This is a genomic window from Agromyces sp. GQ35 (genome assembly GCF_059758475.1).
In genome coordinates this window covers 797752-811583 of record NZ_JCAXEO010000001.1, presented here as the reverse complement: position 1 = coordinate 811583, position 13832 = coordinate 797752, and the positions used below count along the sequence as shown (strand labels likewise).

Genomic DNA, 13832 nt, shown 5'->3' with positions numbered 1-13832 from the left:
GCCGCAAGCGGCCTACTCGATCACCGAAGAGAGGAGCCAGCATGACCACGACCCTCATCACCGGCGGCACCGTCGTGAGTGCGACGGGCCGAGCCGCGGCCGACGTGCTCATCGACGGCGAGACCATCCGCGCCGTGCTCGAGCCCGGCAGCCGCATCCTGGGCACGGATGTCGCGGCATCCGTCGACCGGGTGATCGACGCAACCGGCAAGTACGTGATTCCGGGGGGCATCGACGCCCACACTCACATGGAACTGCCGTTCGGCGGCACCGCCGCGATCGACACCTTCGAGACCGGCACCAGGGCGGCCGCGTGGGGCGGCACGACCTCGATCGTCGACTTCGCCGTGCAGACCTACGGGCAGCGCATCGAAGACGGGCTCGCCGCCTGGCATTCGAAGGCGGCAGGCAACTGCGCGATCGACTACGCGTTCCACCAGATCGTGGGCGACGTCAACGAGGCATCCCTCGCCTCGATCGCGAAGCTGCCCGACGAGGGCATCACGAGCTTCAAGCTCTTCATGGCCTACCCGGGCGTCTTCTACTCCGACGACGCGCAGATCCTGAAGGCCATGCAGGTCTCCCGCGACACCGGCATGCTCACGATGATGCACGCCGAGAACGGGCCCGCGATCGACGTGCTCGCCCAGCAGCTCGTCGACCAGGGCAAGACCGACCCGTACTATCACGGCATCGCCCGCGCCTGGGAGATGGAAGAGGAGGCGACGCACCGCGCGATCATGCTCGCGAAGCTCACCGGCGCACCGCTCTACGTCGTGCACGTGTCGGCCAAGCAGGCCGTCGAACAGCTCGCGTGGGCGCGCGACAAGGGGCAGAACGTCTACGGGGAGACCTGCCCGCAGTACCTCTACCTGAGCCTCGAAGACCAGCTCGGCGCGAAGAGCGACGAGTGGGGCGCGTTCGAGGGGGCGAAATGGGTCTGCTCGACGCCGCTGCGCTCCCGTGAAGAGGGGCACCAGCAGTCGATGTGGCAGGCGCTGCGCACGAACGACCTGCAGATGGTCTCGACCGACCACTGCCCGTTCTGCATGAAAGACCAGAAGGAGCTCGGGCTCGGCGACTTCCGCAAGATCCCGAACGGCATCGGCTCGATCGAGCACCGCATGGACCTCATGTACCAGGGCGTCGTCACCGGCGAGATCACGCTCGAACGCTGGGTCGAACTCACCAGCACCACGCCCGCCCGAATGTTCGGCCTGTACGGACAGAAGGGCGTCATCCAGCCGGGCGCCGACGCCGACGTCGTGGTCTACGACCCGAATGGACACACCTCGATCGGCGTCGGCAAGGCCCATCACATGAACATGGATCACTCCGCGTGGGAGGGCTACGAGATCGACGGCCACGTCGACACGGTGCTCTCGCGCGGCAAGGTCATCGTCGATGGCGACCAGTACCTCGGCGCCAAGGGCGACGGTCGCTTCCTCAAGCGCGGCCTCAGCCAGTACCTCATCTAGTCCCACCGCCGGTCGAGTAGCGCGAAGCGCGTATCGAGACCAGCGGATGTCTCAACCGAACACGGATGTCTCAACCGAACATAGGTCTCGATACGGCCATCCGGGCCTACTCGACCGGCGAAACGAACGGAGCACGCATGGAATTCGGAGCGGTCCTGCAGACCAACCCCCCGGCATCGCGAACCGTGCAGCTCGCGAAGCTCGCCGAGAACCACGGGTTCACGCACGTCTGGACCTTCGACTCGCACATCCTCTGGCAGGAGCCGTACGTCATCTACAGCCAGATCCTCGCCGAGACCCGCAAGGTGAAGGTGGGGCCGTTCGTCACGAACCCCGCGACGCGCGACTGGACGGTGACGGCCTCGGTCTTCGCGACCCTCAACGAGATGTACGGCAACCGCACCGTCTGCGGCATCGGCCGCGGCGACTCGGCGGTGCGGGTGACGAACGGCAAGCCGACCACGATCGCCGAGTTGCGCGAGTCGATCCACGTCATCCGCGAGCTCGCGAACAGCCGGCCGGTCGAGTACCACGGCTCCACGCTGCAGTTCCCGTGGAGCCACGGCTCCGAGCTCGAGGTGTGGGTGGCCGCCTACGGTCCGCTGGCGTTGAAGCTCGCGGGCGAGGTCGGCGACGGCTTCATCCTGCAGCTGGCCGACGTCGACATCGCCGCGTGGATGATCAAGCATGTGCGCGACGCGGCAGAGGCCGCGGGTCGCGACCCGATGTCGGTGAAGTTCTGCGTCGCCGCGCCGATGTACATCGGCGACGACTGGGAGCACATGCGCGAGCAGTGCCGCTGGTTCGGCGGCATGGTCGGCAACCACGTGGCCGACATCGTCGCGAAGTACGGTGCGCACGGCGACGTGCCCGAGGCGCTGACCGAGTACATCGCGGGCCGTGAAGGGTACGACTACAACGAGCACGGGCGTGCGGGCAACGCGCACACGACATTCGTGCCCGACGAGATCGTCGACCGGTTCTGCGTGCTCGGCACTGCCGAGCAGCACATCGAGAAGCTCGAGCAGCTCAAGGCACTCGGCGTCGACCAGTTCGCCGGCTACCTCCAGCACGACAACAAGGAGGAGACGCTCCGGGTCTACGGCGAGACCGTGATCCCCGCGCTCTCCGAGCACCTCACGGCGAAGGCATGACCGACACCCGCCGGTCGAGTAGGCCCCCCGGGGCCGTATCGAGACCTGCCGAGGCAGCTCCCGAGGCCTCGATACGCTCGCTGGCGCTCGCTACTCGACCGGCGAACAGGCCCGGCCGCGGTCGACGTGAGCTCGCCCGCTGGGGCTGGGGCCTCGCCGGCATCCTCGTCGTCGCGCTCGTCTGGGAGGGCTACAAGGCGATCGGTCCCGCCGACGGCGTCGTGCTCGGCGAGACCCGAGTGCTGCCGCGCACGACCGACCTCGCGATGCCGCACATCTGGGACATGCTCGCCCGGCTCGGCGAACCGGTCACCCGAGCCGACGACGCGTTGCCGCTCTGGGCGGTGGTCGCCCTCGCCGCACTCACCACCCTCGGCATCGCCGCGGCCGGATGGCTCGTGGGCGTCGTCGTGGGCATCGGCTTCGCCCTCGTCATGCAGCGGTGGCGGCTGGCCGAGTGGGGCCTGCTGCCGTGGATCGTGATCAGCCAGACCGTGCCGCTCATCGCCTTCGCGCCCGTCGTGAAGAGTTGGGGTTCGCGCGTCGAGATCGGCGCGTTCGAGTGGCAGGACTGGATGTCGGTCGCGCTCATCGCGAGCTACCTCGCGTTCTTCCCGATCGCCATCGGGGCGTTGAAGGGCCTGCAGTCGCCCGACCGCATCCACGAGGAGCTCATGCAGACGTACGCGGCGGGCTACTGGCAGACACTCGTGAAGCTGCGGATGCCGGCCTCCGTGCCGTACCTGCTGCCCGCGCTGCGGCTCGGTGCCGCGAACGCCGTGATCGGTGCCGTGGTCGCCGAGGTCTCGACCGGACTGCAGGGCGGAATCGGGCGCATCCTGATCCAGTTCGCGGGGCAGGCCTCCGGCGACCCGGCCAAGGCATGGGGCCCGATCTTCGGCTCGATCGTGCTCGGGCTCGTGGCCGCCGGCTCGGTCGCGCTGCTCGGCGTGATGCTCAAGAACTACCGACGAACCGAGGAGGCGGCATGACCGACGATGGAATGCGGCAGGCTCGAGCCGCAGACGGCGCGGCTCACCTCGCGGCGGCAGAGGCGGCAGTCGAGATCAGCGGGGTCGACAAGGTGTTCGAGACCCGCTCCGGTCAGGTGCAGGCGCTCGACTCGATCGACCTGACGGTCGCGGCGGGCGAGTTCGTCTCGCTCATCGGCCCGAGCGGATGCGGCAAGTCGACGCTCATGCGCATCATCGCCGATCTCGACGAGCTGACAGGCGGTGGGCTCACGGTCTTCGGCAAGAGCGCGAGAAAGGCCAGGCTCGACCAGGAGTACGGCATCGCGTTCCAGCAGGCCGGCCTGCTGCCGTGGCGCACGGTCGCGGGCAACGTGGCCCTGCCGCTCGAACTGCACGGCGCAGCATCCGCTGCTCGAACCGCTCGCGTGGCGGAACTGCTCGACATGGTGGGGCTCTCCGACTTCGCCGACCGGTATCCCGACCAGCTCTCGGGTGGCATGCAGCAACGCGTGGCGATCGCCCGCGCGCTCGCCGAGCAGCCGCGCCTGCTGCTCATGGACGAGCCGTTCGGCGCGCTCGACGAGATGACGCGCGAGAAGATGCAGTCCGACCTCGTGCGCATCTCCGCAGAGACCGGCGCCGCGGTCGTCTTCGTCACGCACTCGATCCCCGAGGCCGTGTTCCTCTCCGACCGGGTGGTCGTGATGTCGCCTCGGCCGGGTCGCATCCAGCAGATCGTGCCGATGCGGCTCGGCGCCGACGCGCAACGCGCGGCCCGCACCGAGGAGCTTCGCGAGGAGCGAGACTTCTTCGACATGGTCACGGCCGTGCGCGAGGCGCTCCACGGCGGCTCGCCGGTCGCGACCGGCGCGCGCGGAGTGGAGAACCGCTGATGTCCACCGCCACCGCGAGCACGGCCGCCGGCGCTGCACCGCGCGGGTCCGGCCCACGATCACGGCCACGCGGCATGAGCCCGCGCACCGAGACGACGCTCCGCCTCGTCGCGCCGATCGCGGTGGGCCTCATCGTGCTCGGCGTCTGGCAGTTCCTCGTGACCGTCGTCGGGGTGAGCGACTACCTGCTGCCGAGCCCGGCCTCGATCGTCGAGGAACTCGTGGCGTACTGGCCGTCGGTCGTGCAGGCGACGCTGCTCACCGGCACCAACGCCCTCATCGGCCTCATCGTCGGATCGCTCCTCGGCATCGCGCTCGCCGCGCTCGCCGCGAGGTGGCGCTCGATCGACGGCATGAGCGCGCCCGTCGTGGCGTCGCTCGCCGTCATCCCGATCGTCGCCCTCGCGCCGGTGCTGAACTCGATGTTCGGCGCCGACAGCCAGTTCGGCCGCCAGGCGATCGCCGCGCTCGCCTCGTTCGTGCCGGTCTTCATCAACACCCTGCGGGGATTCCGGCAGACGACGCCCGTGCATCGCGACCTGATGAAGGCGTACGCCGCGAGTTCGGGCCAGGTGCTGCGTACCTTGACGCTGCCCACCGCGCGACCGTTCATCCTCACCGGCATCCGCATCGCCTCATCGCTCGCCGTGATCTCAGCGCTCGTCGCCGAGTACTTCGGCGGCCCGCGCGGCGGCCTCGGCGGGCTCATCTCGACCTCGGCCGCATCGAGCGCCTACGCCAGGGCCTGGGCCTACGTCGTGGCGTCCATCGCCCTCGGCCTGCTCTTCTACCTCGCGACGCTCGGCCTCGAACGGTTGCTGCAGCGCCGCGTTCCCACCACCACCGCACCACACCGCACCACGAAAGGACCGACATGAACCACAGCAGACGTCGCTTCGCGACAATCGGGGGCGCGCTCGCCATCTCGGCGGCGCTCGTCCTCACCGCGTGCTCGGCATCCGGCGACGGGTCGGACGGCGGCTCCGGCGGCGACGCCGGGGGCGACCTCACCGAGGTGAAGCTCCAGCTCCAATGGCTGCCGCAGGGCCAGTTCGCCGGCTATTTCGCGGCCGTCGACCAGGGCTACTTCGAAGAGGAGGGACTGGACGTCGAGATCATCCCCTCCGGCGGCGACATCGTTCCGCAGGACGCACTCGCCAACGGCGACGTCGACTACGCGATCGCCTGGGTGCCGAAGGTGCTCGGCTCGATCGAGCAGGGCGCGAACCTCACCAACATCGCCCAGATCTTCCAGAAGTCAGGCACCCTGCAGGTTTCGTGGGCCGACTCGGGCATCGACTCCGTCGCCGACTTCGAGGGCAAGAAGATCGGCTCGTGGGGCTTCGGCAACGAGTGGGAGATCTTCGCAGCCATGGCCGCAGAGGGCCTCGACTCCTCGACGGTGCAGATCATCACGCAGGACTTCAACATGAACGCCTTCCTGCAGGGCGACATCGATGCGGCCCAGGCGATGACCTACAACGAGTACGCGCAGCTGCTCGAGACGCCGAACCCCGACACGGGCGAGCTGTACCAGCCCGAGGACTTCAACGTGATCTCGTACCAGGACACGGTCGGGGCCATGCTGCAGGACGCGATCTGGGCCGACACCGAGCGGCTCGAGAGTGACGAGGCGTACCAGGAGACGACCGTCTCGTTCCTCAAGGCGGTCATCAAGGGCTGGATCTACGCGGCCGAGAACCCCGAGGAGGCATCGGAGATCACGATCGCCGAGGGCTCCGGCTGGGGCCCCAGCCACGAGCTCTGGATGGTCAACGAGACCAACAAGCTCATCTGGCCGGCACCGAACGGCATCGGCATGATCGATGAGGCGGCCTGGGATGCCACGGTGGCCGGGGCGCTCTCGGCGGTGAACGAGTCGGGCGCGAGCCCGATCACCGAGGAGCCGCCGGCGTCCGCGTGGTCGAACGAGTGGATCACGATGGCGCTCGACGAACTGAAGGCCGACGGCGTCGACGTCACGGGTGAGGGCTTCGAACCCATCGACGTCGAACTCGTCGAGGGCGGCAACTAGCACCGACCGCCGGTCGAGTGGCGCCCGACGAAGGAGGGTGCGTATCGAGACCCCGTTGAGAGATCTCGATACGCACCGCGCCGGGGCGCGGCGCCACTCGATCGGCGAATGAACAGGAAAGGCAGAGACGCCATGACCGACACCTCCCTCACCGACGGCCTCGACGAACGCGCCCGCGAACTCGATCGCGAGCACGTCTTCCACTCGTGGTCGGCTCAGGCGAACCCGTCGAGCCTCGTGATCGCGAGCGGCCGGGGCGCCCGAGTGTGGGATCACGCCGGACGCGAATACCTCGACTTCTCGAGCCAGCTCGTCAACGTCAACATCGGCCACCAGCATCCCTCGGTCGTGCAGGCGATTCGCGAACAGGCCGAGCTGCTGACGACGATCGCACCCTCGACCGTGAACCTCGCGCGAGGCGAGGCCGCCAAGCGCATCGTCGCGCACGCGCCATCCGGCTTCCGCAGGGTGTTCTTCACGAACGGCGGCGCCGACGCCAATGAGAACGCGATCCGCATGGCGCGGCTGCACACCGGCCGCGACAAGGTGCTCTCGACCTACCGCTCGTATCACGGCAACACCGGCGCCGCCGTGGTCGCGACGGGCGACTGGCGGCGGGTGCCGAACGAGTTCGCCCGCGCGCACGTGCACTTCTTCGGTCCGTACCTGTATCGCTCCGAGTTCTGGGCGGCCACGCCCGAGCAGGAGAGCGAACGGGCCCTGCAGCACTTGCGCCGCGTGATCGAGGCCGAGGGCCCGTCGTCGATCGCGGCGGTGCTGCTCGAGACGATTCCGGGCACCGCGGGCGTTCTCGTGCCGCCGCCCGGCTACCTCGCGGGGGTGCGCGATCTCTGCGACCGGCACGGCATCCTGCTCATCCTCGACGAGGTGATGTGCGGGTTCGGCCGAACCGGCCGATGGTTCGCGTTCGACGGCTACGACGTGCGCCCCGACCTCATCACCTTCGCGAAGGGGGTGAACTCGGGCTACATTCCCGCGGGCGGCGTGGTCATCGACGAACCGATCGCCGCGACGTTCGACGAGCGGGTGTTCCCGGGCGGGCTCACGTACTCGGGGCATCCGCTCGCGATGGCATCGATCGTCGCGACGCTCGATGCGATGGCGTCGGAGGGCATCGTCGACAACGCCCGCGACATCGGCGATACGGTCATCGCCCCGGCGCTCGCCGATCTCGCCGACCGTCACCGCGTCGTCGGCGAGGTGCGCGGCGAGGGCGTGTTCTGGGCGATGGAACTCGTCGCCGATCGCGACACTCGCGAGCCGCTGCCGGCGGCATCGATGGGCCGCATCAAGTCGGCGCTCGTCGAGCGCGGGCTGCTGCCCTTCGTGCAGGACAACCGCATCCATGTCGTGCCGCCGTGCGTCGTGACGGCCGACGAGGTCGCCGAAGCCGTGGCGATGTACGACGAGGTGCTCAGCACCGCACTCGAAGGAGAGAACTGATCATGACCGAGTTCATCGAGCACTGGATCGACGGTGCATCCGTCGCCGGCGATGCGAGCCGCACCGGACCCGTCTACAACCCGGCACTCGGCACCGAGCAGAAGCGCGTGCGCTTCGCCTCGACCGACGACGTCGACACGGCAGTGCAGGCCGCCGCCCGGGCCTTCCCCGGCTGGCGCGACACCTCGATCGCGAAGCGCCAGCAGGTGATGTTCGCGTTCCGGGAGCTGCTCAACGCGCGCAGCGGCGAGCTCGCGGCGATCCTCACGAGCGAGCACGGCAAGGTGCTGTCGGATGCCGCAGGCGAGATCGCCCGCGGGCTCGAGGTCGTCGAACTCGCCTGCGCCATGCCGGGGTATGCGAAGGGCGAGTACTCCGAGAACGTGTCGACGGGCATCGACGTCTACTCGACGAAGCAGCCCGTGGGCGTCGTGGGCATCATCAGCCCGTTCAACTTTCCGGCGATGGTGCCGCTGTGGTTCTTCCCGCTCGCGATCGCGACGGGTAACACGGTCGTGCTGAAGCCGTCCGAGAAGGACCCGTCGGCGGCGATCTGGCTCGCCCGGCTGATGCAGGAGGCAGGTCTGCCCGACGGGGTCCTGAACGTCGTGCACGGCGACAAGGTGGCGGTCGATGCGCTGCTCGTGCACCCGGTCGTGCGCTCGATCTCGTTCGTCGGCTCGACGCCGATCGCGAAGTACATCTACGAGACGGCGGCGAGCCACGGCAAGCGCGTGCAGGCGCTCGGCGGAGCGAAGAACCACATGCTCGTGCTGCCCGACGCCGACCTCGACCTGGCCGCCGATGCCGCCGTCAACGCCGGCTTCGGTTCGGCGGGGGAGCGCTGTATGGCGGTCTCGGTGGTGCTCGCCGTCGACACCGTCGCCGATGAACTCGTCGCCAAGATCGGCGAGCGGATGTCGCAGCTGACGACCGGCGACGGCACCCGCGGCTGCGACATGGGGCCGCTCATCACGCGCGAGCACCGCGACAAGGTCGTGGGATATCTCGACGTCGCGGTCTCCGATGGCGCGACGGTGGTGGTCGACGGCCGGTCGGTCGAGATCGACGGGGACGCCGACGGATTCTGGCTCGGCCCGACCCTCGTCGACCGGGTGCCGCTCGAGTCATCCGTCTACCGCGACGAGATCTTCGGGCCGGTGCTGTCGATCGTGCGCGTCGACGGCTACCAGGCCGGCCTCGACGTGATCAACGCCTCGCCCTACGGCAACGGCACGGCGATCTTCACGAACGACGGCGGAGCCGCCCGTCGATTCCAGCGGGAGGTGACCGTCGGCATGATCGGCATCAACGTGCCGATTCCCGTGCCGGTGGCCTACCACTCGTTCGGCGGCTGGAAGGACTCGCTCTTCGGCGACGCCAAGGCGTACGGCCCGCGCGGCTTCGACTTCTTCACGCAGGAGAAGGCGATCACGTCGCGCTGGCTCGACCCGAGCCATGGTGGACTGAACCTGGGCTTCCCGCAGCACGAATAGCGAAGCCGGTCTCAGCTCCGATCGACTGGGGTCTCCGGCAGGGCGTCGCGCAGTAACTCGAGCGCGGCGCGCACGGTCTGGTGCACGACGATCGCGGGGTCGTCTCCTTCGAACTGGAAATGCACGTCGCGGATGTCGCCGCGCACGAGGACCGCGGCGTACACGCTGCCCGCCGGCTCGTCACCATCGGGCTCGGGGCCGCCGACACCCGTCACGGCGACCGCGGCCTCGGCGCCGAGCAGCCGTGACGCACCGGACGCGAGCTCTCGGGCGCATGCCGTCGAGGTGACGGATTCGGCGGTCACGCCGAGCACGTTCCGCTTCACCGATTCCGTGTACGCCACGACGCCGCCCTGGAACCACTTCGAGGCCTCGGGTGCTGCGCCGAGGGCATTGGCGATGGCGCCGCTCGTCAGCGACTCCGCGGTCGCCACACCGATGCCCGCTGCCTGTGCGCGCTCGGCGATCTCACGCGCGATCGCTGCGAACTCCTCGGCCGGATCCTCCATCTCAATACTCCGATTCCTCGATGACTCGCGCGTCAGCGCGTCGCCGACGTCTGCGGCCTGGCCGATCTCGCCGTGAACGCCGCGATCGCGGCCTGCGCGGCGGGTGTCTCGAACGCGGCGCCGATCGTGCGCGCCTCGTCGTCGAGCGCCTCGGCGAACGAGCGCTCGAGCCCGGATCGCACGAGCCGCTTCGCCTGCCCGAATGCGCCGGTCGCCCCGCGCAGCCAGGATTCGGCGATCGCTCGTGCCCGCTCCTCGAGCGCTTCCGGCGCGACGACCTCGGTGACGAGTCCCCACTCGAGCGCCTCGGCCGCCGAGAGCGTGCGCGAGGTCAGGGTGAGTTCGAGCGCCCGTCGCGTACCGATGGCCTCGGGCAGCAGTGTGCTCACTCCGCAGTCGGGGGTCAACGCGACATCCGCATACCTGCTTGCGAACGTCGCGCGTTCGGAGGCCACGATGAGGTCGGCCACGAGCATGAAGCCGAGACCGCCGCCGGCGACCGGGCCCTGCACGGCGGCGACGATGGGCTTGGCGCTCTCGCGCAGCACGCGATGACCGTCGTGGATGCGGTCGGCGAGCGCGGTGATGACGGCTCCGGCGTCGGGCTCCCCGGTGGCGAGCTGCGACATCGCGACGACGTCGCCGCCCGCGCAGAACGCTCGCCCGTTGGCGTCGAAGAGCACCGCGCCGACGTCGTCGCGCTCGGCGATCTCGTGCGCGAGCGACTGCCAGCGCGCGATCGCCTCGGGGTCGACGGCGTTCAGCCGGGCGGGCCGATTGAGGGTGATGCGGGCGAGCCCGTCGGTCACGTCGAACAGGATCGCGTCGTCGCTCATGGACGTGGAGTCTACTTCGACCCTCAGGCTCACTCGTGTCGCGCGGGACACTCGACATCGGCGGTCCGGTCCGACACGAGTGGTCCAGATGGGGTGGCAGCCGGCTCAGCCGACGGTGTGCGCCTGTTCGAGGCGCGACGCGCGCGCCACGAGCACGTCGAGCACCGTGCGCACGGCGAGGCGCTCCGCGACATCCGGTCGCACGAGGGCCACGATCTGCCGAGCGGATGCCACGCCGCGCAGCGGCTTCAACACGATCGAATCGGGCACCGTGCCGTTGGTGAATCGCGGCACGAAGGCGATGCCGAGGCCCGCCTCGATGAACGCCTCGATGATGCGCATGTCGCTGAATCGCTGGCTGACAGTGGCGCGCTGGCCGGCCTGCTGCTCGATGGCGTGCAGGATGCGTTCGAACGGGAAGCCCGGCGGTACGCCGAGCCAGGTCTCGCCGACGAGATCGGCCGGCGTGAGGTGCGCGCGCCCGGCGAGCCGGTGGTCGGCGGGCAGGCCGATGTCGAGCGGCTCGGTGAGCAGCGGCACCGCTCTCAGCCCGCGGCCGCCCCACGGCAGCACCCCCGGCATGGTGTGCGCGAGCACGATGTCGTAGTCGCTCGTGAGGTCGGCGAATTCGGCGAGCTCGGGGTCGAGGTCGGTGGCGCGCACGACGAGGCCCGCGACCCGGGCGAGGTCGGAGAGCACGGCCGGCAGCAGGGTCGCCCCGATCGTGGGGAAGGTGAGCAGCGTCACCTCGCCGCTCGGGTGGTTGCGGAACTCGTCCCACAGGGCGGTGGCGTGTTCGAGGGCGATCGCGACATCGGCCGCACTGCGGGCCAGCGCATGTCCGGCACTCGTCAGCACGACTCCGCGGCCGCTGCGCTCGGTGAGCGGCATGCCGGCCTCGCGCTCGAGCACCTTGAGTTGTTGCGAAACGGCCGACGGGGTGCGGCCGGTGGCCTCCGCGACTGCCGTGACGCTGCCCCGTTCGGCGAGCTCGCGCAGCAGGTCCAGTCGGCGTACGTCCATGTAGCCAGACTACATCGTCATTGTAGAATTGTGAGCTTGTGCTGAAGGGTCTTCGGCGCGAGAATTGAGTCATCGAACACGTGCAACGGCGCATCGATCGCTCGATCAGCCCGCTCGTACTTCGAAAGGAACCACCATGTTCAGCATCTTCGTGATCCTCGGCGTCGTCTCCGCCGTCGCCATCATCGGCTCGATCGTCGTCACCGTGCGTGACGGTTACCGTCGTCAGCCGCGAGAGACGTTCGCGCGCACCGTCTAGGCGCCGACGCGAACCCCGGGGGTCCGTTCCCCGGGAGTGCAGGGCCGCTGCGCGGGGGAGGGACACCCCGCGGAGCGGCCCTTCGTCATGCATGTGTCGGGATGCACCGGGGGAACCGATCCGCAGCCCTCCGCGCGCGGCACTCCGCGCGGCCGATCGTGTCCCGCTAGCGTGTGCCCAGGCACGACGTTTGGGGGAACGATGACGCACGTGCAGGTCGCGACCACTGCCGCCATGGGCATCGGCATCGCGCGCTCCCTCATCATCGTGGCGTGGCGGACATGATCGCCGACGACAGTGCCGTCCTGCGCCGATTCCTGCTCGGCCTCGCCGAGGGACTGAACGCAGCCGGGGAACCCATGAACGGGATCCACGAGACGATGATCGCCGTCTCCAAGGCGTACGGCCGGGAGGACACCGACTTCCTGCTGCTGCCGACGGTGATCCTCGTCGAGACCGGTCGCGGCGAGGCCGGTCGGGTCGCGATCCGTTCCGCGGTGAACGCGTCGTTCCGCTTCGATCAGATCGCCGCGCTGTATCCGGTCATCGAGCTGGCGAAGCGAGGCGCGATCGAGCCCGTCGAGGGCATCCGCCGACTGAACGAGATCGGGGCGATGAGGCCGGCGCACGGATGGCTCGTGCGCACCTTCGGGCACGCACTGCTCACCACCGGCCTGGCGCTGTTGCTCGCGCCGACCTGGCAGGGCGCCCTCGTCGCATTCGGCCTCGGCGCGCTCATGGGGCTCGCGAAGATGGTGCGCTCGCCGACGCTGCAGATCGTCTTCCCGGTCTTCGCGGCGTTCGCGTGCGCGCTCGCGGTCTTCCTGCTCGCGCCGCACATCGCCATCGGCGATCCGCTCCGGTTGCTGATCGCACCCCTTGCGACGTTCCTTCCGGGCGGGGCGCTCACGACTGCGACGGTCGAACTCGCGGCCGGTCAGATGATCGCGGGAGCGTCGCGGCTCGTGTTCGGGCTCGTCCAGCTCACCCTGCTCGCGTTCGGGATCCTCGCAGCGGGCACGATCGTCGGCGTCGAGAGTTCGGAGTACGCGTCACTGGAGACATCCGCCGCCTTCCCGTGGTGGACGTCGATCGTGGGGGTGCTGCTCTTCGCGGTCGGCAACTTCCTGCATTTCTCAGCGCCGCCGTCGACGTTCGGCTGGGTGCTCCTCGCGCTGATCGCCGCGTACGCCGGCCAGCAGCTCGGCACGGTCCTGATCGGCGCCACGATCAGCGGGTTCATCGGTGCGCTGGCGATGACGCCCGTCGTGCTCTGGATCGCGACCCTGCGTCACGGCGTCCCCTCGCAATTGACCTTCCTTCCGGCGTTCTGGCTGCTCGTACCGGGCGCGGCCGGACTCGTCGGGCTCACCGAAGCGGTCGGCACGGCCGGGGGCACGGAGGACTTCGCGGCCGCGCTGACTTCGGTCATGTCGATCGCCCTCGGCGTGCTCATCGGCACGGCGCTCTACCGTTTCGCGCATCACGGCGCCGAGGAGATCGCGCAGTTCCACATCGAGGTTCCGGCCGCGCTCACCGAGACCGAGACACCGCCGTTCTGGGCGCGGCTCGTGCCGGGCACGCCCCGCTCGTTGTGGGGGCTCCGTGCACGGCCCGTGCGACGCCGCGATCGAGCGGATGCCGCGGCGCCGCCGACCGCCGCAGATGAATCCGCCCCTTCCTCTCAGGCAACCGGGTCGTAGAGTATTCG

13 protein-coding genes are annotated in these 13832 nt (G+C 69.3%); 10 read left to right on the top strand and 3 right to left on the bottom strand.

Features of this window, described 5'->3' with window-relative positions:
• The first annotated feature begins 41 nt into the window (after positions 1-41).
• The 8 genes from hydA to AC6CH0_RS03740 all read left to right on the top strand — a co-directional run bounded on the left by hydA (position 42) and on the right by AC6CH0_RS03740 (position 9494).
• Positions 42-1478 (top strand): dihydropyrimidinase, encoded by a 1437-nt coding sequence (gene hydA, locus AC6CH0_RS03775; protein ID WP_498098356.1) that lies wholly within the window; start codon positions 42-44, stop codon positions 1476-1478.
• Positions 1479-1615: 137 nt separating this feature from the next.
• Entirely contained in the window at positions 1616-2632 is a 1017-nt protein-coding gene (locus tag AC6CH0_RS03770) for a TIGR03842 family LLM class F420-dependent oxidoreductase (protein WP_498098355.1), read from the top strand.
• A complete protein-coding gene (locus AC6CH0_RS03765) occupies positions 2629-3624 on the top strand; it encodes an ABC transporter permease (protein ID WP_498098354.1) in 996 nt (331 codons plus the stop codon). The genes AC6CH0_RS03770 and AC6CH0_RS03765 overlap by 4 nt, the downstream gene beginning before the upstream one ends.
• Positions 3621-4499 carry an ABC transporter ATP-binding protein gene (locus tag AC6CH0_RS03760; protein ID WP_498098353.1) on the top strand — a complete coding sequence of 293 codons (879 nt, stop codon included), beginning with the start codon at positions 3621-3623 and terminating at the stop codon, positions 4497-4499. The genes AC6CH0_RS03765 and AC6CH0_RS03760 overlap by 4 nt, the downstream gene beginning before the upstream one ends.
• A gap of 74 nt (positions 4500-4573) precedes the next feature.
• A complete protein-coding gene (locus AC6CH0_RS03755; protein ID WP_498098351.1) occupies positions 4574-5377 on the top strand; it encodes an ABC transporter permease in 804 nt (267 codons plus the stop codon).
• Positions 5374-6534, top strand: a complete 1161-nt coding sequence (locus tag AC6CH0_RS03750; protein ID WP_498098350.1) for an ABC transporter substrate-binding protein — start codon at positions 5374-5376, stop codon at positions 6532-6534. The genes AC6CH0_RS03755 and AC6CH0_RS03750 overlap by 4 nt, the downstream gene beginning before the upstream one ends.
• Before the next feature lie 132 nt (positions 6535-6666).
• Positions 6667-7998 (top strand): aspartate aminotransferase family protein, encoded by a 1332-nt coding sequence (locus AC6CH0_RS03745; RefSeq protein WP_498098349.1) that lies wholly within the window; start codon positions 6667-6669, stop codon positions 7996-7998.
• A 2-nt stretch (positions 7999-8000) separates the two neighbouring features.
• A complete protein-coding gene (locus tag AC6CH0_RS03740; RefSeq protein ID WP_498098348.1) occupies positions 8001-9494 on the top strand; it encodes a CoA-acylating methylmalonate-semialdehyde dehydrogenase in 1494 nt (497 codons plus the stop codon).
• An 11-nt stretch (positions 9495-9505) separates the two neighbouring features.
• Here AC6CH0_RS03740 and AC6CH0_RS03735 read toward each other — a convergent pair whose 3' ends face one another.
• From AC6CH0_RS03735 to AC6CH0_RS03725, 3 genes are all read right to left on the bottom strand, one after another.
• Positions 9506-10003 carry a CinA family protein gene (locus tag AC6CH0_RS03735; protein ID WP_498098347.1) on the bottom strand — a complete coding sequence of 166 codons (498 nt, stop codon included), beginning with the start codon at positions 10001-10003 and terminating at the stop codon, positions 9506-9508.
• A gap of 32 nt (positions 10004-10035) precedes the next feature.
• Positions 10036-10839 (bottom strand): enoyl-CoA hydratase/isomerase family protein, encoded by an 804-nt coding sequence (locus AC6CH0_RS03730; protein WP_498098345.1) that lies wholly within the window; start codon positions 10837-10839, stop codon positions 10036-10038.
• Positions 10840-10944: 105 nt separating this feature from the next.
• On the bottom strand, positions 10945-11862 hold the full coding sequence (locus AC6CH0_RS03725) for a LysR family transcriptional regulator (protein ID WP_498098344.1): 918 nt from the start codon (positions 11860-11862) through the stop codon (positions 10945-10947).
• Between the two features lie 136 nt (positions 11863-11998).
• Here AC6CH0_RS03725 and AC6CH0_RS03720 point away from each other — a divergent pair, with 136 nt between their 5' ends.
• Together AC6CH0_RS03720 and AC6CH0_RS03715 are read left to right on the top strand one after the other, a co-directional pair.
• Complete coding sequence (locus AC6CH0_RS03720; RefSeq protein ID WP_498098343.1) at positions 11999-12121, top strand: hypothetical protein; 123 nt, start codon at positions 11999-12001, stop codon at positions 12119-12121.
• A 281-nt stretch (positions 12122-12402) separates the two neighbouring features.
• The gene (locus AC6CH0_RS03715) at positions 12403-13824 is read left to right on the top strand and encodes a threonine/serine exporter family protein (RefSeq protein WP_498101012.1); all 1422 of its coding nucleotides are present in this window, start codon (positions 12403-12405) and stop codon (positions 13822-13824) included.
• Positions 13825-13832 lie beyond the last annotated feature (8 nt).

Bases quoted from the DNA above. Each gene is read 5' to 3' on its own strand.
- AC6CH0_RS03735 (WP_498098347.1), bottom strand. From the start codon at position 10,003: ATGGAGGATCCGGCCGAGGAGTTCGCAGCGATCGCGCGTGAGATCGCC.
- AC6CH0_RS03715 (WP_498101012.1), top strand. From the start codon at position 12,403: ATGATCGCCGACGACAGTGCCGTCCTGCGCCGATTCCTGCTCGGCCTC.
- AC6CH0_RS03765 (WP_498098354.1), top strand. From the start codon at position 2,629: ATGACCGACACCCGCCGGTCGAGTAGGCCCCCCGGGGCCGTATCGAGA.
- AC6CH0_RS03725 (WP_498098344.1), bottom strand. From the start codon at position 11,862: ATGGACGTACGCCGACTGGACCTGCTGCGCGAGCTCGCCGAACGGGGC.
- hydA (WP_498098356.1), top strand. From the start codon at position 42: ATGACCACGACCCTCATCACCGGCGGCACCGTCGTGAGTGCGACGGGC.
- AC6CH0_RS03755 (WP_498098351.1), top strand. From the start codon at position 4,574: ATGAGCCCGCGCACCGAGACGACGCTCCGCCTCGTCGCGCCGATCGCG.
- AC6CH0_RS03730 (WP_498098345.1), bottom strand. From the start codon at position 10,839: ATGAGCGACGACGCGATCCTGTTCGACGTGACCGACGGGCTCGCCCGC.
- AC6CH0_RS03740 (WP_498098348.1), top strand. From the start codon at position 8,001: ATGACCGAGTTCATCGAGCACTGGATCGACGGTGCATCCGTCGCCGGC.
- AC6CH0_RS03760 (WP_498098353.1), top strand. From the start codon at position 3,621: ATGACCGACGATGGAATGCGGCAGGCTCGAGCCGCAGACGGCGCGGCT.
- AC6CH0_RS03720 (WP_498098343.1), top strand. From the start codon at position 11,999: ATGTTCAGCATCTTCGTGATCCTCGGCGTCGTCTCCGCCGTCGCCATC.
- AC6CH0_RS03745 (WP_498098349.1), top strand. From the start codon at position 6,667: ATGACCGACACCTCCCTCACCGACGGCCTCGACGAACGCGCCCGCGAA.
- AC6CH0_RS03750 (WP_498098350.1), top strand. From the start codon at position 5,374: ATGAACCACAGCAGACGTCGCTTCGCGACAATCGGGGGCGCGCTCGCC.
- AC6CH0_RS03770 (WP_498098355.1), top strand. From the start codon at position 1,616: ATGGAATTCGGAGCGGTCCTGCAGACCAACCCCCCGGCATCGCGAACC.